The sequence below is a fragment of the Halorubrum wangae genome (assembly GCF_051194135.1).
Lineage (GTDB): Archaea > Halobacteriota > Halobacteria > Halobacteriales > Haloferacaceae > Halorubrum.
In genome coordinates this window covers 262,790-281,702 of the sequence record NZ_JBLZNH010000003.1, presented here as the reverse complement: position 1 = coordinate 281,702, position 18,913 = coordinate 262,790, and the positions used below count along the sequence as shown (strand labels likewise).

Below are 18,913 nucleotides of genomic sequence, written 5' to 3'. Positions count from 1 at the left end.
GGCCGGTGTTCCGCTCGCGGCGGTCGGCGTTCCGGTCTCCGCTCGCCCGGTTCTTCCCCGGCTCAGTCCCCGGCGCGCGCCTGCTCGACGACCCGCGTAAACTCGCGCGCGGTCTCGGTGATCGCCTCGTAGTCGCCGCGTTCGGCGGCGTCGTAGTCGACGAGCGCGCCGCCGGCGCCGACCGCGAACGCGCCGGCCTCGATGTAATCGGCCGCGTTGTCGGGGCCGACGCCGCCGGTCGGCATCATCGGGATCTGGCCGAGCGGGCCCTTCATCGCCCCGAGGTGGGCGGGACCGACGGTCTTCGCGGGGAACACCTTCACGAAGTCAGCGCCGGCCTCGTAGCCGCGGATCGCCTCGGTCGGGGTCATCACGCCGGGCGCGGTGACGGCGCCGTAGCGGTTGCAGGTCTCGATCACGTCCTCGTGGAGGCTCGGCGAGACGACGAACTCCGCGCCGGCCATCAGGGTCGTCCGGGCGGTCTCGCTGTCGAGGACGGTGCCGGTGCCGACGACGACCTCGTCGCCGAACGACCCCGTCACCTCGCCGAGCTTCCCGGCGACGTCGGGCGTGTCAGCGGTGATCTCGACGGCGGTGACCCCGCCCTCGCGGAGCGCCTCCGTGATCTCGATGAGCTGGTCGGCCTCGACTCCGCGCAGGACCGCGACGACGCCGGTGTCGGCGAGCCGCGAGAGGGTGTCGTTCATACGCTCCGGTTCCGCGCCGCGCATTTAAATCCGCGTGGAGGCGACCGCGGTCCCGCGGCGTCCCTCCGTGTTGTTTGCCCGCTCCGAATCGTGAGACTGTTCGACACGAAACCGGCGGCGATCCGGGGTGTCCCCGGCGAAACGGCCGCGGAGAAACACTACCCTTTTGACCCTGCTGTCGATAACAAGCGGTATAATGGGCCGACGCAAGAAAATCGTTCAAGAGTGCGAGCGGCTGATGGACAACCCGGAGCACATCCGGAACATCGCCATCGCCGCCCACGTCGACCACGGGAAGACGACGCTCTCCGACAACCTGCTGGCCGGTGCCGGCATGATCTCCCAGGACACCGCGGGCGAGCAGCTCGCGATGGACACGAAGGAGGACGAGCAGGAGCGCGGTATCACCATCGACGCGGCGAACGTTTCGATGACCCACGAGTACGAGGACACCAACCACCTCATCAACCTCATCGACACGCCGGGCCACGTCGACTTCGGGGGCGACGTCACCCGCGCGATGCGCGCGGTCGACGGCGCGCTGGTGGTCGTCGACGCCGTCGAGGGCGCGATGCCCCAGACCGAGACGGTGCTCCGGCAGGCGCTCCGCGAGGGTGTGAAGCCGGCGCTGTTCATCAACAAGGTCGACCGCCTCATCTCCGAGCTCCAGGAGGGGCCCGAGGAGATGCAGGAGCGGCTGATGTCCGTCATCGCCGACGTCAACGAACTCATCCGTGGGATGGCCGAGAACATGGACGACATTCCCGAGGACTGGACCGTCTCCGTCGAGGGCGGGACGGTCGGCTTCGGCTCCGCGCTGTACAAGTGGGGCGTCTCCATGCCGTCGATGCAGCGGACCGGCATGGACTTCGGCGACATCATGGACCTCGAACAGGCCGACAAGCGCGACGAACTCCACGACCGGACGCCGCTCTCGAACGTCGTGCTCGACATGGTCTGCGAGCACTTCCCGAACCCGGTCGACGCCCAGCCCCGTCGTGTCCCGCGCATCTGGCGCGGCGACCCGGAATCCTCGCTGGCCGACACGATGCGGATGGTCGACGAGGACGGCGAGGTCGTCTTCATGGTCACCGACATTTCCATGGACCCGCACGCGGGCGAGATCGCCACGGGCCGCGTCTTCTCCGGCACGCTGGAGAAGGGTCAAGAGCTGTACGTCTCCGGGACCGCCGGTAAAAACCGGATTCAGAGCGTCGGGCTCTTCATGGGGTCCGAGCGCGAGGAGGTGGACCGCGTCCCGGCCGGGAACATCGCGTCCGTCACCGGCCTGCGCGACGCCATCGCCGGCTCCACCGTCTCCTCCGTGGAGATGACGCCGTTCGAGTCGATCGAGCACATCTCCGAGCCGGTCATCACGAAGTCCGTCGAGGCCCAGAACATGGACGACCTGCCGAAGCTCATCGAGACGCTCCAGCAGGTCGCCAAGGAGGACCCGACGATCCAGATCGAGATCAACGAGGACACGGGCGAGCACCTCATCAGCGGGCAGGGGGAGCTCCACCTCGAAGTGATCACCCAGCGGATCCGCGACAACCAGGGCATTCCGGTCATCACCGGCGAACCGATCGTCGTCTTCCGCGAGCAGCCTCAGGAGGCGTCCCGCGAGGTCGAGGGACAGTCGCCGAACCGCCACAACAAGTTCTACCTCACCGTCGAGCCGATGGCCCAGGAGATCGTCGACGCGATCCAGCTCGGCGAGGTCTCCATGGATATGCCCGAACTGGAGCGCCGCGAGGCGCTGCAGGACGCCGGCATGGACAAGGATACGTCCCAGAACGTCGAGGACATCCACCGGACGAACATCCTCATCGACGACACGAAGGGGATTCAGCACCTCAACGAGACGATGGAGCTCGTTCTGGAAGGGCTTCAGGAGGCGCTCGACGACGGGCCGCTCGCCGCCGAGCCGGTCCAGGGGTCGCTGTTCCGCCTGCACGACGCGAAGCTCCACGAGGACACCATCCACCGCGGGCCCGCGCAGGTTATCCCTGCGGTTCGCAACGCGGTCCATCGTGCGCTGATCGACGGCGAGGTCCGCCTGCTCGAACCGATTCAGGACGTCCGTATCGACGTCCCCTCGGAACACATGGGCGCCGCGTCCGGTGAGATCCAGGGTCGTCGTGGCCGCGTCGACGACATGTACCAGGAGGGCGACCTGATGGTCGTCGAGGGCATCGCGCCCGTCGAGGAGATGATCGGCTTCTCCTCCGACATCCGCTCGGCCACCGAGGGCCGTGCCTCGTGGAACACCGAGAACGCGGGCTTCCGCGTCCTCGTCGACAACCTGCAGCGCGAGAAGATCATGGAGATCCGCGAGCGCAAGGGTATGAAGCTCGAACTGCCGCAGTCGATCGACTACTTCTAAGTCGACGACGCGGTTCGCGGCCCGCTGCGGTTCGCTTCCGTTTTTGCGTTTTTGCGTCGGTCGGATCGCCTCGCTCCGTCGCCATTCTCGTCGGCCCCATCGATTCGCCGTGTCGTGAGTTCACACGATAGAAGCGAGGCAACGCCTGCCATCGCCGAAGGCTTATACCTGATCCCCCGACTTCTTTCGAGTATGCAGACGGGCACGACTCCCGCTCGGCGCATCGTGACGGAGCCAGCAAGCGACCGCTCCGCCACGCCGACAGGACCGTGCCGGACCGTGATCACCGCGCGTCACACGGAGGTGGCGGCGTGAGCGACGAACGGGACGGCGCCCCCGAAGAGCCGGCCGACGGCGACGACGCGACTCCCGACGGGGGGCACGCGTCGACGGCGCCGTCGACCCACACGGTGCGGCTCGAACTCGCCGACGAGCCGGGCCAGCTCCTCGCGGCGCTCCACCCGATCGCGGACAACGGCGGGAACCTCCTCTCGATCTACCACGAGCGGGGGAACAAGACGCCGCGCGGTCGGATCCCGGTCGAAGTCGACTTCGAGGCGACGCCGGAGCGCTTCGAGGGCATCGTCGAGGCCCTCCGGAACGAGGGCGTGAACGTGGTGCAGGCCGGGACGGAGCGGTACGCCGAGGAGGTGACGCTGCTGCTGTTCGGCCACCTCATCGACACCGACCTCTCCGACACGCTCTCGCGGATCGAGGCGTGCGCGTCCGCGTCGGTCGCCGACGTGTCACTGGCGGCCCCGCAGGGTACCGAGGACGTGTCGAGCGCCAGACTCCGCCTCGAGGCGCGCGCCGGCGAGACGGAGGCGGCGCTCGCGGCGGTTCGGGAGCTGGCCGAGGAGAAGGGTCTTCGGCTGGTCGAGCCGCTCACGGGGGTGGAGGCGTGAGACTCGCCGTCATCGGCGCGGGCGCCGTCGGGCGCTCCGTCGTCGACCTCGCGGGCGAGTACGGCCACGAGATTGTCGCGGTCGCGGACTCCTCGACGGCCGTCGTCGCGGACGGGACGGACGGCCGAGCGACTGGCGTCGACGCCGACGCGGTGGTGGCTCGGAAGGCCGAGCGAGGGATCGTCGGGGACGCCGACCCTGCGGACGCGTTGGCGGCCGACTACGACGTTCTCGTCGAGGCGACGCCGACGACGCTGGGCGACGCCGAGCCCGGGTTCTCGCACGTGACTCGCGCGCTGGAGCGCGACCGCCACGCCGTGCTCGCGAACAAGGGGCCGGTCGCGGAGCGGTTCAGCGACCTGCAGGCGGCCGTCGACGACAGCGCGGGCGAGGTTCGGTTCGAGGCGACCGTCGGCGGCGCGATTCCGGCGGTCTCGACCGTCGAGGATATCGAACCGGGCCACGTCACGGCGGTCCGGGGCGTGCTCAACGGGACGGCGAACTTCATTCTCACCCGCATGGCCGCGGAGGGACTCGACTACGACCACGTCCTCGCGGAAGCGCAGGACCTCGGCGTCGCCGAGGCCGACCCCTCCTTCGACGTCGACGGCACCGACGCGGCGCTCAAATGCGTCATCCTCGCGAACGTGCTCTCCTTCGGTGCGGCCGACGACCCGGCCGACGCCCGAGAGTTCACCCTCGATGACGCCGACGTCTCCGGGATTCGTGACGTGCCGGGATCGGCGCTTCGGCTCGCCGCCGAGGACGGTCGGACCGTCCGCCTTATCGGCGAGGCGACCGGCGAGACGGTCCGCGTTGCCCCCCGGCTCGTCCCTGAGAACGGGACGCTCGCGGTGTCGGGGACGCAGAATATCGTCCAGATCGAGACCTCGCACGCCGGCCGGCTCAACATCTCGGGACGCGGCGCCGGCGGCCCGGAGACGGCGAGCGCGGTGCTCGGGGACGTCGGCCGACTGGAGTAGCGAGCGCCGCCGGCGGCGGGACCCCGGCCGCCTCACCACCGACAGTTTCCCCGCCGAGCCGCGCGACCGCGATCTCACCCCCGATCGTGTGCCCCGCTGCCGTGCCCCGCGTTGTCGATAATCGCCCGACGGCGGCGAGATGCTCTGTGACCCGTATCGAAACCGTTTTAGTGGAATCAACCGAAACCTACTCACAGAGCGCCTTAGCGCGTGATTACCCCATGAGTGACAAACCGCACCAGAACCTGGCCATTATCGGCCACGTCGACCACGGCAAGAGTACGCTCGTGGGTCGCCTCCTCTTCGAGACGGGGAGCGTCCCCGAGCACGTAATCGAGCAGCACCGCGAGGAAGCCGAAGAGAAGGGCAAAGGCGGCTTCGAGTTCGCCTACGTGATGGACAACCTCGCCGAGGAGCGCGAGCGTGGCGTCACGATCGACATCGCCCACCAGGAGTTCGACACGGACAACTACTACTTCACCATCGTCGACTGCCCGGGCCACCGTGACTTCGTGAAGAACATGATCACGGGCGCCTCGCAGGCCGACAACGCGGTGCTCGTCGTCGCGGCAGACGACGGCGTCGCGCCCCAGACCCGAGAGCACGTGTTCCTGGCCCGCACGCTGGGCATCAACGAGCTCATCATCGGCATCAACAAGATGGACCTGGTCGACTACCAGGAGTCCACCTACAAGGAGGTCGTCGAAGAGGTCAAGAACCTGCTCAACCAGGTCCGCTTCGCCACCGACGACACCACGTTCGTGCCGATCTCGGCCTTCGAAGGCGACAACATCTCCGAGGAGTCCGACAACACCCCGTGGTACGACGGCCCCACTCTGCTGGAGTCGCTCAACGACCTGCCGGAGTCCGAGCCGCCGACGGACGCGCCGCTCCGACTCCCCATCCAGGACGTGTACACGATCTCCGGTATCGGGACCGTCCCCGTGGGACGCGTCGAGACCGGGATCCTCAACATCGGCGACAACGTCTCCTTCCAGCCGTCCGACGTGGGCGGCGAAGTGAAGACGATCGAGATGCACCACGAGGAAGTACCCAAGGCCGAGCCGGGCGACAACGTCGGGTTCAACGTCCGCGGCATCGGCAAGGACGACATCCGTCGCGGCGACGTTTGTGGTCCCGCCGACGACCCGCCGAGCGTCGCCGAGACGTTCAAGGCGCAGATCGTCGTCATGCAGCACCCGTCGGTCATCACCGCCGGCTACACCCCGGTCTTCCACGCCCACACGGCGCAGGTCGCCTGTACGATCGAGGAGATCAACCAGAAGATCGACCCGTCGTCCGGTGAGGTCGCCGAGGAGAACCCGGACTTCATCAAATCCGGCGACGCCGCGGTCGTCACCGTTCGCCCGCAAAAACCGCTCAGCATCGAGCCGTCCGGCGAGATTCCGGAACTCGGCAGCTTCGCCATCCGCGACATGGGTCAGACCATCGCGGCCGGCAAGGTGCTCGAAGTCAACGAGCGATAATCGATGCAGCAGGCACGCGTCCGCCTCGCCGGCACGAGCCCCGAGGACCTCGACGACATCTGCGACGACGTCCGCGAGATCGCGGACTCGACGGGAGTCGCCCTGTCGGGCCCGATCCCGCTGCCGACGAAGACGCTCGAGATCCCGTCGCGAAAGTCCCCGGACGGTGAGGGGACGGCGACGTGGGAGCACTGGGAAATGCGCGTCCACAAGCGTCTGATCGACATCGACGCCGACGAACGCGCGCTTCGCCAGCTCATGCGCGTCCAAGTGCCGAACGACGTCAGCATCGAGATCGTTCTCGAAGACTAAGCGCTAGGGCGTTTTCCGCTCTCTTCGTTTTCTTTAATCGCCGCCAGCGACGGCGTTGTCCGTCGATTCTCACCGAGCGTCCAACAGTCCGATCCGTCCCGCGAGAAGGCCGCAGAACGCGCCGACGGCATGGGCGATCAGCGCTACACCGGGCGCCGCGGTCGTCGCGGTGAGCACGACGGCGACGAGTCCGAACAGTGCGAACTGCGCGCGCGGCGGGAGCCGCAGTCGGTCGAACAGCGTCGCCGTCACGATGTTGCCCGCGAGCAGGTACCCGCCGAGCGCGAACACCGCTCCGCTCAGTCCCAAGACGGCGCTCGGCGGGCCGATCAGTCCGCCGAGCGTGACCTGTGCGATCCCGGCGAGCGCGCCGGTCGCCACCACGAACGCGTGGAAGCGGAGCCGCGTCGTCCGCCGCTCGATCAGCGGTCCGACGAGGAGCAGCGCGAGGCCGTTCGCCAGCAGATGGCCGACCGACCCGTGCGCGTACACGCTGGTGACGACCGTCCACGGCGCGACGGACAGCGGGGTCGCGAGCGCGAAGACTCCCGCGAGGTCGACGAAGCGCAGTGCTCCCTGTGCGATCCCGAAGAGCGCGGCGATCGCGAGGGTGTCGAGGGTGGCTCGCATCAGTGTCCTGTTGGGTCCGGATCGGTTTAAGCGCGGCCGCGTCGCCCCGCCGAGTCGGCCGCTCAGATCACGTCGTCGGGGGTGTGAGCCGCTGCCATCCGCTCGGCTTCGGCCGCGTACCGCTCGCGGTCGTCGGGGTCGTCGACGTGGCCGACGTTCGCCGGGTCGGCGTCGACCGCTGCCGTGGTGTCCCGGACGTCCGAAAACGAGGTGAGCGCGCGCTCCTTTCGGAAGTAGCGCGTGCCATCGGGCGTGGCGTACGTGAGGATCACCATGTTCTGCTCGTCGTCGGAGTACGTCCGTTCAACGAGCCACATGCGAACCGAATCGGACATGTACGATATTTTGTGAGCCGTACAAAAACGGCTTTCGGCGGTCTGCGGTTCCCGAGAACGCGGGTCGGTTCGCTCTCGACGGAATTCGTCGAATCGATCGAACCGTCAGGGTTATGTGTTTTAGGGCAACCTAAATAACTACATGACCGTCGAACGCCCCCTCGAACGCCCTCGAATCGGCACGTCGGCCGGCAGACGCCGGTCGATCCGGCGCGCCGGGTCACGGCCGTGACGGGCGACGGGATCTTGGGACGCGTCCGTGCCGGCGTCTCGCGCGGACGGCTCACCGTCGTGTCGACGCTCCTCGTCCTCGGCATCGGCGCGGCGATCCTCGCCCGGAGCGTCGACGCGGACGCGATCGTCGAATCCGTCACGGCGGCCGATCCGACGGCGCTGACGCTCGGTCTCGTCGCCTACCTCCTCTCGTGGCCGATCAGGGGACGGCGGTACGGCGACGTGCTCTCGGCGATGGGTCGTCGCTGCGGGACCGGCTTCCTCACCGCGACCGCATTCGCCAGTCAGACCGCGAACCTCGTCGTCCCGGCCCGCGCCGGCGACGGCGTCCGCGCGTACCTGCTCAAGGAACGCCGAGGGGTGCCGTACCCGACCGGCGTCGCCTCGCTCGCCGTCGAACGCGCGTTCGACCTCGTCGCGATCGGCGCGCTCGGCGGGGCCGCGCTTGGCGCACTGCTCCTGACCGGTCGCTCGCCCGGTTCGGGAGCGTCGATCGGCGCGGTCGGCCCGTCGACTGCGGTCACGGCCGCGGCCGGTATCGCCGGCGTCGCGCTGATCGCGTCGCTCGCGACCGTCGCGGTCGCGCGAAGCGATCGGGAGTTCGGTCCCGCGCTCCGTGCTCGGATCGAGCGCCCCCGACTCGCGCGGGCCGTCGACGCCGCCGTCAGGTTCGGCGCGTCGATCCGGGTCGTCGCGGCCTCCCCTCGACGTCTCGGCGCAGTGTTCCTCTGGAGCCTCCTGATCTGGGCGCTCGATATCCTCACAGCCGTGTTCGTGCTCGCCGCGCTCGTTGGCGGCGTCGGAGGTCTCCTGTCGGCACCGACGCTGGTCGTCGTCGGGACGCTCGCGGTCAGCGTCGGCAACCTCGCCAAGGTGCTCCCGCTCTCGCAGGGCGGAATCGGGCTGTACGAGGCGGCGTTCACCGGCCTCGTCGTGAGCGCGACGGGCCTTCCGGTCGAGACGGCCCTCGCGGCGGCGATCCTCGATCACGCGCTGAAAAACGCCGTCACGCTCGTCGGCGGCGGAGTCGCGGCGCTCGCGTTCGGGCTCTCGCCGACGATCGCCTCCGCGACGGGCGGCGAGGGCGAGGCGTCGAACCCCGGACCGTCAAACTTTTAGGCCAACCTAAAAAGTGTGCAGTATGGAAGAACGCCACCCGTCGGCCGCGAGCGGGGACGTCTGCGTCATCGTTCCCACGATTCGTGAGTACGAGTGCCTCCGAGAGTACGTTGCGAACGCCAGAGAGCACGGATTCGATACCGACCGGCTCCACTTCGTACTCGTCACCGAGGACTTCTGTGACGTCGACGAGATGCGCGCGATGCTCGCCGACCTCGACGTCTCCGGCGAGGTGTTCGACGGGAGCCGCCGCGAGGAGTGGTACGAGTCGAACGGGGTCGCGGAGTACGGTCACGTCGTTCCGGCCGCGAGCCACGCCGAGACGAGTTTCGGACTCCTCTACATGTGGGCCGACGACTCCTTCGAATACGGCCTCTTTATCGACGACGACACGCTCCCGCACGACGACGAGGACTACTTCGGGCGCCACATGGAGAACCTCGCCTTCGAGGGCGAGGTCGAGTCCGTCGGCTCCGACGAGAACTGGGTGAACGTCCTCCACCGGAACGCCGACGAACACGGCCTCTACCCCCGCGGGTACCCGTATTCGGCGATGAACGAGACGGTCGAGACGGACGCGGTCGAGGTCGAAGTCGGCGAGGTCGTCGCCTCTCAGGGGCTGTGGACGAACGTCCCGGACCTCGACGCGGTCCGAATCCTCATGGACGGCGACCTGGAGGGGCAGGCTCAGACCCGCACGACCGCGGACGACTTCGGCGAGGACTTCGTCGCCGCGCGCGGCAACTACCTCACGGTCTGCTCGATGAACCTCGCGTTCCGCCGCGAGGTGATCCCCGCGTTCTACCAGCTCCCGATGGACGACAACGAGTGGGAGGTCGGCCGGTTCGACGACATCTGGTCGGGCCTCTTCCTCAAACGCGCTTGCGACGTACTCGACAAACGCATTTATAACGGCGGTCCGCTGTGTGAACACAACAAGGCCCCGCGGTCGACGTTCGACGACCTCGCGAACGAGGTGGCCGGGCTGGAACTGAACGAACACGTCTGGGAAGTCGTTGACGAGGCGGGCGAGGACGCCGACTCGTTCGCGGCGGTGTTCGGGGAGACGGCCGACGCGCTCGCGGAGGGTGACTTCTCCGAGTGGAACAACGGCGCGTTCCTCAACCACTGCGGCGAGTACATGCGCGACTGGCTCGACTGTCTCGACGCGATTCGCCGGACGCCGATGGTCGCGGACGACTGAACCGACACGACTAAACCTGTTTAGGTAAGCCTAAAACACATGATGGACCACGACTCTACCGGACGCGAGGTTCGGCGACGCCGGTTCCTCGCAGCCGCGGGCGCGCTCGGCGTCGGCGGGCTGGCGGGCTGTACGGGCAACGACGACGACGACGGCGACGACTCCCAGTCGCCGATCGGCCAGATCGGCTCGGGCCGCGAGGGGCGCGACGCTCCCGGCGGCACGTCGATGGCCGACATGCCCGACCTGTCCGGCGAACTCACCGTCTACTCCGGCCGAGGCGAGTTCCTCGTCGGCGAACTCGTCGAGTACATCGACGACCTGTACGACGACTTCGACCTGACGGTTCGGTACGCCGGCTCCACCGACCACGTGAACGCCATCGTCAACGAGGGCGAGGGGTCGCCGGCCGACGTGTTCTACTCGGTCAACGCGGGCGCGCTCGGCGCGCTCGCTAACGAAGGGCGAACGCAGGCGCTCCCCGCGGAGATCACCGACATGGTCCGCGAGGAGTTCCGGACCGAGCAGTGGATCGGCACGTCAGGGCGCGCCCGAACCGTCCCGTACAACACCGACGAGTTCTCCGGCGACGACCTGCCGGACGACATCATGGCGTATCCCGAAGAGTTCGCCGGAAGCCTCGGTTGGGCCCCCTCGTACGGCTCCTGTCAGGCGTTCATTACTGCGATGCGGCTCATTGAGGGCCCCGACGCGACGCTTGACTGGCTGGAGGCGGTCGTCGACTCCGGCATCAGTAGCTACGCGGACGAGTTCGCCGCCTGTCAGGCGATCGCCGACGGCGAGATCGACGCGGCGTTCACGAACCACTACTACATCCAGCGTGTCCTCGACGGCAACCCCGACGCGTCGATCGGCACCGCCTTCACCAGCGGCGACGCCGGCGCGGTGTTCAACGTCGCCGGCGCCGCGGTCGTCGACACCGCCGCCGACGCGACCCTCGCGCAGAACTTCGTGCGGCACCTGCTGTCGGCCGAGGCGCAGGACTACTTCGCTCGGACGACGTTCGAGTACCCGCTCATCCCCGAGGTGGAGCCGATCGGCGACCTCCCGACGATCGACGAACTCGACGTCCCCGACATCGACCTGACACAGCTGTCCGATCTCGAACCGACGATCGACCTCATGCGCGAGGCCGGCGTCGAGGTGTAGGGCGCGCCGTCGACTCCCGTGTCGTCACCCTCCGCCGCTCGTCGTTCCCGCCGACTCGCGTCTCGATTCGCGAGCGGCGTCCGCGCCCGGCTGCGTCGCGCGGACCGCCTCACGCTGGCCGCTGCCATCGTCGCCGCCGCGGCGGGCGCGCTCACCTTTCTGATCGCCGCGACGGTGTTCCGCTACCACTCGGTCAACCACGACGAGGGCGTCTACCTCATGCAGGCCGCGCTGCTGCTCTCCGGCCAGTTCGAGATCCACGCCGGCGCGCTGGCAGACGCCGTCCATCCGTGGTTCTTCGTCGAGGACGGCGGACGGCTCTACCCGAAGTACAACCCATTTCCCGCCGCGATGTACGCCCTCTCGATGGCGCTGTTCGGCGAGCCCCGCGTGACGCTCGCGGCGGTCGCCGCCGGCAACGCCGCGCTCGTGTACCTGCTCGGGTCGACCGTCTTCGATCGGCGGGTCGGTCTCGCGGCCGCCGTCTGCTTCGCGGCCTCGCCGCTCGCGGCCGTCACTTCCTCGGTGTTCCTCCCGTACGCCCCGACGACGTTCCTGAACCTGCTGTTCGCGGTCGCGTACCTCCGGAGCGTCCGGGACGAATCGCTCGCGCTGGCCGCCGTCGCCGGGGTCGCGACCGGGCTCGCCTTCTTCGCCCGACCGTACACCGCGGTGCTGTTCGCCGCACCCTTCATCCTGCACGCGCTGATCCGAGTCGCCGTCGCGGTCCGAGACGCGGTCTCGCTGCGGGAGGCCGCGCTCCAGTCCCGTCTCGGGCCGGTCCGTCGGCACGGACTCACCGCGCTCCTCGGTACCCTCTTCGTCGGCGTCACCCTCGCGTACAACCTCCGGATGACCGGCTCCCCGCTGACCTTCCCGTACGAGGCGTTCGCTCCGATGGACGGTCCCGGATTCGGCGAGCGTCGGATTCTCGGCCACACGGAGGCGTACACGCCGGAACTAGCGCTCCGCTCCAACGGGTATGCGCTGTGGTACCTCGCCACGCGCTGGGTCGTCGCCGGGCCGCTCGGCACCCTGCTCGCGCTCGCCGGCGGCGGCTTGGCGGCGCGGCGCTGGCTGTCCGGACGGCACGCGCTCGGCACCGGCTTCGGCGACGAGTCTCCCGGTGGTGACCACGCTTCCGAGACGCTCGCCGGCCGTCGCTTCGAGCGCACCGCCGGGCTCCTCCTCGTGGGCGTCGTCGTCGCCGTCGTCGTCGGCAACCTCTTCTTCTGGGGAACGAACAACCTCCTCGCGACGCTCTCGGACCCGACGGACGGACTGGTCGCCGGCTTCGGTCCCTTCTACCACTTCGACCTCCTCGTCCCGCTGTCGGTGTTCGGCGGTCTCGCGCTCGTCGCCGGCGGCCGAGGCCTCTCCGGGCTCCGCTCGCGGCTCGCGTCGCGAGTCTCTCCGGGGACGGCGCGGACGGCGGTTCTGGCGGTCGCGGTGCTCGTCGTTCTCGGCGGGGCGCTCGGGGCGGCCGCGGCGGTCGAAGCGCCGCTCGACCGGCACTCTGCGCACGCCGACAAGTACGAGACGGCCTACGAACCGATCGAGGCGGCCGAGTTCGAGGACGACCTCGTGTTCGTCCCCACGCCGTACGGCGACTGGCTCCACCACCCGTTCCAGCCACTTCGGAACGATCCGGGACTGGACGGCCCGGTCGTGTACGCGCTCGACCGCGACCCGGCCGAGGACTTCGCCGTGATCGATTCCTACCCGGACCGCGACCTCCGCCGCTACGCGTATCAGGGGACGTGGACGCCCGACCCGGATCGGCACGTCGCCCCGAAGCTCGAATCGCTCGCCGTTCGAGAGGGTTCTCGGATCGACGCAGAGACTGCGGTCGGGGTCCCCGACCGCGTTCAACGCGCGGTCGTTCGGCTGGAGACTGCCGGCGGCGACCCGTCCGGCGCCGGGGAGAGCGCGGCCGTCGAGTACGACGTGCGCGACCCCGGCGACTCGCTCACGGTCGACTGGTCGCTGACGCCCGCCGGCGCGCGGCTGGCCGGCGCACCGAACGCGACCGTTCCGGTCGACTCCGCGGGCGACGAGGTGATCGTCACGGTGACGCTCGTCGACCCCGCGGGCTCGACGTTCACCTACCGACAGGAGGCGACGGTCCGGGCGTCCGGGGGACGAGTCGAAGTCGTCTGGCCGCCGGAGCGCTCGGTGTGTCGACTCACGACTGAGTGTGGGACGGCCGGAACGTATCTGCCCGACGACCCGGACGCGCACGCCGAGTGGGTCGCCTTCGAGACGGAGGCCGAAGGGAACGAGGAGCGGTGAGTCGCCGGCGGTCGCTTATAAATAGTTGACCGCGGCCCGACGGAGACCGTCTCCACCGATTCAATCGCTCGTTTATAAGCGGTTACTAACGGATTGTCGGTGAACACCTCCAAAGCTCCACTCGCACAGCGCCCGCACAGCGCCCGCACCTCACGCCTCCCCAGCCTCGTCGCTCCCTTCGGTCGCGACTCCCTCGCACGCGCTCCTCGCGGCCACCTTCGGCGGCCGCTCGGAGGCGCGCGCCATCGCGTTTATCAATAAATGGCCGTCGCGACCGCAGTTCTATTTATACGGTGTCGCTTCCGGCGGTCCGCGTCGTCGGTGCATAATGTGACCTCAGGGTTCCGGAGCCGTCCCGAGCTCAGAGTCGTCGCAGCCGCTCCTCGAGACAGACGGTGACGATGGACTTCGCGATGGCGACGCCACCCTCGATCGGGTCGAGTTTCGTCTCGCCGAGGCGCTCGGCGTACTCGATCGGTCGCTCGCGTACGTCGTGACCGCGCATCAGCGGGCGGATGAGGAGTTCGGCCGAGAGGCCGGTGTTCTCGGTCCAGTCGATGCCCTCGACGACCCCGCGGCGGTACGCGCGCATCCCGGTGGTGGTGTCGTGGACGCGCTCGCCCATCAGGACGGACGCGAGGAGCGCGAACGCGTGGTTTCCGAGCCGGTTGAACGCGGGCATCGTGTCGGCGCCGTGGTAGAGGCGGTCCCCGCTGACGACGTCGGCGCCGTCGTTGATCGCCTCGAGGAACTCCGGGAGCGCCTCCATCGGGTAGGTGTCGTCGCAGTCGGTGGTGACGACCACCGGACGATCGGGCGCGAGGACCGCCTCGCGGACGGCGACGCCGTACCCCTGGGGCTCCTGCTCGATCACCGTCGCGCCGTGCTCGCGGGCGATGTCCGGCGTTTCGTCGGCAGAGCCGTCGACGCAGACGACCTCGGCACGCCCGTCGGTGATCTGGTCGATGTCGTCGAGGACCGTTCCGATCGCCTCCGCCTCGTTGTAGGTCCCCATCACGACGCTGACGTCGTCGAAGGTGTACTCGTCTCCGCGTCCTGCGTCCCCGTTCCGGTCGGCGACCCCCGCGTCGACTGCATTGGTCGCCTCGTCGTCGGTCTCGTCGACCTCCTCGGTCGCGCCGTTCGTGGCGAGTGATCCGCTCATTACCTCGAACGGGCCGCTCCACCCACTTGAGTTTTTAGGTTTGCCTAAAAAAGTGTCATATTTGGCGATCGACGTCGTCGGCGACGCGCAGCGCCAGCGCGGCGATGGTGAGCGTGGGGTTCATCGCGCCGCTCGTGGGGAACACCGAACTGGACGCGATCCAGCAGTTGTCGAGGTCGTGGGTCCGACAGTCGGCGTCGACGACGCCCGCGTCTGGGTCGTCGCTCATCCGCGTGGTGCCCATGTGGTGGTACGCGGGGCCGGTTGCGTCGGGACCGACGACCCACTCGATATCCGCGCCGAGTGCCTCGAGGATTGACCGCTGGATTTCGTTCGCGCGCTCGACGGTCCGGAGCGCCCGGTCGCCGACGCGCCAGTGAATCTCCGGGACGGGGTTGCCGCGGTCGTCGGTCCGGTCCGGGTCGAGTCCGATGTAGCTGTCGGCGCGCGGGAGCTGCTCGACCAGCCCGCCTATCGCGACGTGGGTGCCGTAGCCGTCGCGGAGCCGCGCCAAGAGGTCGTCCCCCCAGTCGTCGCCGGTCAGCGCCTCCTCGACGGGCGACGGGCCGGCGTAGTTGAAGAACTCCAGCTTGAACGGGGCGGTCTCCGCGTCGGCCTCGTCGTAGAACTGGTCGCAGGCGCTGGTGTAGAAGCCGACGTGGTTCTGTCTCGTCGGTTCGTCCAGGGTGCCGCCGACGCCGGCGAACAGGTGGTCCATGAAGAACTTCCCGACGGTCCCGCTGGAGTTCGCTAAGCCGTCCGGATACTCGTCGGACTCTGACAGAAGCAGGAGCCGCGGCGTCTCCACCCCGCCGCAGGCGACGACGAAGGCGTCGGCCGCCTGTCTGTGCACCGTTCCGTCCGGCGTCTCGTACACGGCGGCGGTGACGCGGTCGGCGTCGTGCTCCAGTCGGTGCACGGGAGCGCGGTCGATGACGGTCGCGCCCTTCGCTTCCGCGCGCTCGGCGTGGACGGTCGCGTCGTACTTCGCGCCCGCCGGGCAGACGGGCTGGCAGGTCCCGTAGCCGACGCAGGCGGAGCGGTCGTCGTACGGCTCGGAGTTGCGCGCGTTCGGCACCGAGTGCATGTCGATCTCCAACTCCTCGCACGCCTCCGCGAACAGCGAGTCGCTGTAGGAGGGCTCGAACGCGGGCATCGGATGCGGCTCCTCGCGGGGCGGCGCGTAGGGGTTGTCGGAGGCGCCGGCGACGCCCAACTCGCGTTCGGCCGCGGCGTAGTAGGGTCGGAGGTCGCCGTAGTCGACGGGCCAGTCCGCCCCGACGCCGCGCTCCGTCTCCGAGTTAAAATCGTCCTCGTGAAGCCGCATCACCATCCCCTGCCAGTGGAGCGTCGACCCGCCGACCCCCTTGACGCGAGCGTGGTTCAGCGGGTAGAACCGCTCCCCGGCGTTGCTGTAGGCGTCGCGCTCCCCGTCGCCGTCCCAGACGTCGGGCCGGTCGTGGCTCGGGCGGATCGCCCGTTCCTGTCGCGCGAGGCGGTCTGCGGGGTCGAACCGGGGCCCGGCGTCGAGGACGACCACCTCGTGGTCGTCGGCCAGCCGGTCGGCGATGAGCGCGCCAGCGGGACCGGCGCCGACGACGCAGACGTCCGCGTTCGTTACGGAGGTCCGGTCGACGTTCCCTGCGCTCATTGCGGTCCTCGCCGATAGCTCTCCGTCCCGCCGGGGTGGCCCTGCGGGTTCTCCAGTCCGACGAGTTCGCCGCCCGTCGGCGAGGCGTACAGCGCCAGCAACAGCTCATTGACCACGTAGTATCGCACCCGCTCCGCGAGCGTGCCGGTCGAATCCTCGTCGGTGACATCGGCACCGACTTCTCGAAGAAGCCGGTCGCGGTCGCTCTCGGAAAGTTCCGCGACCGGCGCGTCGTGCCACGCCCGGGCCACGTCGTCGAGTTCGGTGACCGTCGCGCGGAGCCCGTCGGCGTGTGGCGAGCCGTCGAGTCGCCCGTCGAGGAAGCGGTCGACGAACGCCCCGATGCCGTCGACCTCGCTCGGGTAGACCACCGCCGCGACCGCGACCATCGACGCGCGGACGGCCGCGTCGGGGAGCGCGCCGTCTCGCGGCCCGTCTCCGCCGTCGCCCCGTCCGTCGGCGCCTTGACGTGCCGCGAGCGCGACCCCGCCGGTCGCGCCGACAGCGGCGAGCGCGGCCACAGCGTCGCGCCGCGTCAGTTCCATGCTGAATTTAGGCCTCCCTAAACTATTATATCCGTCGGAGCCGGCCGACGGTCGGATCGGAACTGCTAACGGTCGGTGTCTCCTTCGTCCGGCACACATCCTCCCTCTCGGACCATGAGCCTCACACGCCGGATCCGTAACCTCCTGACAGACGGCGACGACCGTCTCCCGCTGGGGCTGACGCTGCTGTCCGCGGCCATCGCCGCGACGATGGTGTTCCCGCTCGCTTGGCTGGTGATCGAGGCCGTCACCGTCGAGCGGTCGCGCGCGATGGAACTGCTGTTCAGCGTCGGGACCGCGGAGGTGCTGGGAAACAGTCTGCTGTTGATGGCGGGCGTCACGTCGCTGTCTATCCTGTTCGGCGTCCCGCTGGCGTATCTCACGGCTCGGACCGACCTCCCCTTCCGCCGGTTCTGGTCCGTCGTCGCCGCGCTCCCTCTCGTCGTCCCGAGCTACGTCGGCGCGTTCGCGTTCGTCTCCGCGTTCGGCCCGCAGGGGGAGTTCCACGACGTGCTCGCACCCCTTGGTATCGGCCAATTCCCGGAGGTGTACGGGCTTCCGGGCACGATTCTCGTCATCACGCTGTACACGTACCCGTACGTCTACCTGACGACGCGGGCGGCGCTCCTCTCGCTCGACACGACGCTGATCGAGGCCGCACGGACGCTGAACCACGGGCGGTTCGAGGCGTTCCGCCGGGTCACCCTCCCCGTCATCCGACCGGCGGTCGCCGCCGGCTCGCTGCTGGCGGCGCTGTACGCGGTCTCAGACTTCGGCACTCCGTCGATCATGCGACTCCCCGTGTTCACCCGGCAGATATACGTCGAGTACAACGCGTTCGGCCGCGACTACGCCGCCCTGCTCTCCCTCCAACTCCTCGTGGTCGTGCTCGTCGTGCTCACGCTGGAGTGGCTGGTGCGGTCGAACCGGGACGCCGCGGGCGACGACGCGGGCACGACCGACCGCCTCGTGCGCCTCGGACGATGGCGCTGGCCGGCGACGCTTCTGCCGGCGTCCGTGGCCGGCGTCGCGCTCGTCGTCCCGCTCTGGATCCTGCTCCTGTGGCTCCTCCGCTCTGAGGCCGGGCGCCGTCCTTCGATGGCGTTCGAACCGATTCAGGTCGTCAACAGCGTCTCGGTCGCGGCCGCCGCCGCGGTCGCCGCCGCGCTGGCCGCGCTCCCCATCGCCTACTTCGCCGCGAACCACGAGTCGCCGCTGTCGACGCTGTTCGAGCGGGCGACGTACGTCGGGTTCGCCGTCCCCGGCATCGTGCTGGCGCTCGCGCTGGTGTACTTCGGGTCGGGGTACGTCCCGTGGCTCTACCAGACGCTCCCGCTGTTGGTGTTCGCGTACGTCGTCCGGTTCCTGCCGCAAGTCGTCGGCTCGACGCGGACTGCGATCCTCGGGGTCGACCCCAAACTCGTCGAGGCCGGGCGGACGCTCGGGGAGTCCTCGATGGGCACGTTCCGCCGCGTGACGTTCCCGCTCACTCGGTCCGGCATCGTCGCCGGCGCCGCCCTCGTCTTCCTCACGACGATGAAAGAGCTCCCGGTCACGCTCATCCTCCGCCCGTCGGGGTTCGAGACGATTGTCACGCAGATCTGGCGGGCACAGGAGACGGCGCTGTACCAGTACGCGGTCGTCCCCACCCTCATCCTGCTCGTCATCTCCGGGCTCTCAATGGTCGTCATCCTCGCGCAAGAAGGCGGCAGAGAGGGGCTCTGAGCGGGCGACGAACCGCGGGAGCGCCGCGGATCGGCCGTCGCGTGTCTCGATCGACCGACGCGT

General features: G+C 69.0%; 17 protein-coding genes. 11 read left to right on the top strand and 6 right to left on the bottom strand.

From position 1 onward, the window contains the following. Positions 1-62: 62 nt before the first annotated feature. Positions 63-707: a bifunctional 4-hydroxy-2-oxoglutarate aldolase/2-dehydro-3-deoxy-phosphogluconate aldolase gene (locus ACNS84_RS11530; RefSeq protein ID WP_435075013.1), complete on the bottom strand. Its 645-nt coding sequence runs from the start codon at positions 705-707 to the stop codon at positions 63-65. Positions 708-903: 196 nt separating this feature from the next. Between ACNS84_RS11530 and ACNS84_RS11525 the strand changes: the two genes are divergently transcribed. The 6 genes from ACNS84_RS11525 (at position 904) to rpsJ (ending at position 6,780) form a co-directional block, all read left to right on the top strand. Then, positions 904-3,093, top strand: coding sequence for an elongation factor EF-2 (locus ACNS84_RS11525; protein WP_435075012.1), 2,190 nt, complete (start codon positions 904-906; stop codon positions 3,091-3,093). Positions 3,094-3,285: 192 nt separating this feature from the next. Beyond that, positions 3,286-3,408 (top strand): hypothetical protein, encoded by a 123-nt coding sequence (locus tag ACNS84_RS11520; RefSeq protein ID WP_435075011.1) that lies wholly within the window; start codon positions 3,286-3,288, stop codon positions 3,406-3,408. Next, positions 3,405-3,998 carry an amino acid-binding protein gene (locus ACNS84_RS11515; RefSeq protein WP_435075010.1) on the top strand — a complete coding sequence of 198 codons (594 nt, stop codon included), beginning with the start codon at positions 3,405-3,407 and terminating at the stop codon, positions 3,996-3,998. Before ACNS84_RS11520 ends, ACNS84_RS11515 begins: the two co-directional genes overlap by 4 nt. Then, positions 3,995-4,981: a homoserine dehydrogenase gene (locus ACNS84_RS11510; RefSeq protein WP_435075009.1), complete on the top strand. Its 987-nt coding sequence runs from the start codon at positions 3,995-3,997 to the stop codon at positions 4,979-4,981. Before ACNS84_RS11515 ends, ACNS84_RS11510 begins: the two co-directional genes overlap by 4 nt. Positions 4,982-5,202: 221 nt before the next feature. Then, entirely contained in the window at positions 5,203-6,468 is a 1,266-nt protein-coding gene (gene tuf, locus ACNS84_RS11505) for a translation elongation factor EF-1 subunit alpha (RefSeq protein WP_435075008.1), read from the top strand. A gap of 3 nt (positions 6,469-6,471) precedes the next feature. Beyond that, positions 6,472-6,780, top strand: a complete 309-nt coding sequence (rpsJ, locus tag ACNS84_RS11500; RefSeq protein WP_004048854.1) for a 30S ribosomal protein S10 — start codon at positions 6,472-6,474, stop codon at positions 6,778-6,780. 69 nt (positions 6,781-6,849) lie between these two features. On the opposite strand, the gene ACNS84_RS11495 is transcribed toward rpsJ, so the two are convergent. Both ACNS84_RS11495 and ACNS84_RS11490 read right to left on the bottom strand, forming a co-directional pair. Next, positions 6,850-7,410: a rhomboid family intramembrane serine protease gene (locus tag ACNS84_RS11495; protein ID WP_435075006.1), complete on the bottom strand. Its 561-nt coding sequence runs from the start codon at positions 7,408-7,410 to the stop codon at positions 6,850-6,852. 62 nt (positions 7,411-7,472) lie between these two features. Next, a complete protein-coding gene (locus ACNS84_RS11490) occupies positions 7,473-7,745 on the bottom strand; it encodes a DUF7967 family protein (protein ID WP_435075005.1) in 273 nt (90 codons plus the stop codon). Between the two features lie 228 nt (positions 7,746-7,973). On the opposite strand from ACNS84_RS11490, the gene ACNS84_RS11485 reads away from it, so the two are divergent. From ACNS84_RS11485 to ACNS84_RS11470, 4 genes are read left to right on the top strand one after another with little or no spacing between them, the layout of a single operon-like run. Beyond that, positions 7,974-9,098, top strand: a complete 1,125-nt coding sequence (locus tag ACNS84_RS11485) for a lysylphosphatidylglycerol synthase transmembrane domain-containing protein (RefSeq protein WP_435075004.1) — start codon at positions 7,974-7,976, stop codon at positions 9,096-9,098. Positions 9,099-9,120: 22 nt separating this feature from the next. Then, positions 9,121-10,302, top strand: a complete 1,182-nt coding sequence (locus ACNS84_RS11480) for an alpha-1 4-glucan-protein synthase (RefSeq protein ID WP_435075003.1) — start codon at positions 9,121-9,123, stop codon at positions 10,300-10,302. A gap of 39 nt (positions 10,303-10,341) precedes the next feature. After that, the gene (locus tag ACNS84_RS11475; protein WP_435075002.1) at positions 10,342-11,472 is read left to right on the top strand and encodes an extracellular solute-binding protein; all 1,131 of its coding nucleotides are present in this window, start codon (positions 10,342-10,344) and stop codon (positions 11,470-11,472) included. Positions 11,473-11,490: 18 nt separating this feature from the next. Next, complete coding sequence (locus tag ACNS84_RS11470; protein WP_435075001.1) at positions 11,491-13,764, top strand: DUF7846 domain-containing protein; 2,274 nt, start codon at positions 11,491-11,493, stop codon at positions 13,762-13,764. Positions 13,765-14,125: 361 nt separating this feature from the next. Here ACNS84_RS11470 and ACNS84_RS11465 read toward each other — a convergent pair whose 3' ends face one another. From ACNS84_RS11465 to ACNS84_RS11455, 3 genes are read right to left on the bottom strand one after another with little or no spacing between them, the layout of a single operon-like run. Further along, a complete protein-coding gene (locus tag ACNS84_RS11465) occupies positions 14,126-14,929 on the bottom strand; it encodes a dolichyl-phosphate hexose transferase (protein ID WP_496923254.1) in 804 nt (267 codons plus the stop codon). Positions 14,930-14,984: 55 nt separating this feature from the next. Continuing rightward, the gene (locus tag ACNS84_RS11460) at positions 14,985-16,580 is read right to left on the bottom strand and encodes a GMC family oxidoreductase (protein ID WP_435075000.1); all 1,596 of its coding nucleotides are present in this window, start codon (positions 16,578-16,580) and stop codon (positions 14,985-14,987) included. Continuing rightward, positions 16,577-17,125 carry a gluconate 2-dehydrogenase subunit 3 family protein gene (locus ACNS84_RS11455; protein ID WP_435074999.1) on the bottom strand — a complete coding sequence of 183 codons (549 nt, stop codon included), beginning with the start codon at positions 17,123-17,125 and terminating at the stop codon, positions 16,577-16,579. The genes ACNS84_RS11460 and ACNS84_RS11455 overlap by 4 nt, the downstream gene beginning before the upstream one ends. Positions 17,126-17,239: 114 nt before the next feature. Here ACNS84_RS11455 and ACNS84_RS11450 point away from each other — a divergent pair, with 114 nt between their 5' ends. Next, complete coding sequence (locus tag ACNS84_RS11450; protein ID WP_435074998.1) at positions 17,240-18,850, top strand: ABC transporter permease; 1,611 nt, start codon at positions 17,240-17,242, stop codon at positions 18,848-18,850. The last annotated feature ends 63 nt before the right edge of the window (positions 18,851-18,913 follow it).

Bases quoted from the DNA above. Each gene is read 5' to 3' on its own strand.
- ACNS84_RS11530 (WP_435075013.1), bottom strand. From the start codon at position 707: ATGAACGACACCCTCTCGCGGCTCGCCGACACCGGCGTCGTCGCGGTC.
- ACNS84_RS11525 (WP_435075012.1), top strand. From the start codon at position 904: ATGGGCCGACGCAAGAAAATCGTTCAAGAGTGCGAGCGGCTGATGGAC.
- ACNS84_RS11520 (WP_435075011.1), top strand. From the start codon at position 3,286: ATGCAGACGGGCACGACTCCCGCTCGGCGCATCGTGACGGAGCCAGCA.
- tuf (WP_435075008.1), top strand. From the start codon at position 5,203: ATGAGTGACAAACCGCACCAGAACCTGGCCATTATCGGCCACGTCGAC.
- rpsJ (WP_004048854.1), top strand. From the start codon at position 6,472: ATGCAGCAGGCACGCGTCCGCCTCGCCGGCACGAGCCCCGAGGACCTC.
- ACNS84_RS11495 (WP_435075006.1), bottom strand. From the start codon at position 7,410: ATGCGAGCCACCCTCGACACCCTCGCGATCGCCGCGCTCTTCGGGATC.
- ACNS84_RS11490 (WP_435075005.1), bottom strand. From the start codon at position 7,745: ATGTCCGATTCGGTTCGCATGTGGCTCGTTGAACGGACGTACTCCGAC.
- ACNS84_RS11480 (WP_435075003.1), top strand. From the start codon at position 9,121: ATGGAAGAACGCCACCCGTCGGCCGCGAGCGGGGACGTCTGCGTCATC.
- ACNS84_RS11475 (WP_435075002.1), top strand. From the start codon at position 10,342: ATGATGGACCACGACTCTACCGGACGCGAGGTTCGGCGACGCCGGTTC.
- ACNS84_RS11465 (WP_496923254.1), bottom strand. From the start codon at position 14,929: ATGAGCGGATCACTCGCCACGAACGGCGCGACCGAGGAGGTCGACGAG.
- ACNS84_RS11460 (WP_435075000.1), bottom strand. From the start codon at position 16,580: ATGAGCGCAGGGAACGTCGACCGGACCTCCGTAACGAACGCGGACGTC.
- ACNS84_RS11455 (WP_435074999.1), bottom strand. From the start codon at position 17,125: ATGGAACTGACGCGGCGCGACGCTGTGGCCGCGCTCGCCGCTGTCGGC.
- ACNS84_RS11450 (WP_435074998.1), top strand. From the start codon at position 17,240: ATGAGCCTCACACGCCGGATCCGTAACCTCCTGACAGACGGCGACGAC.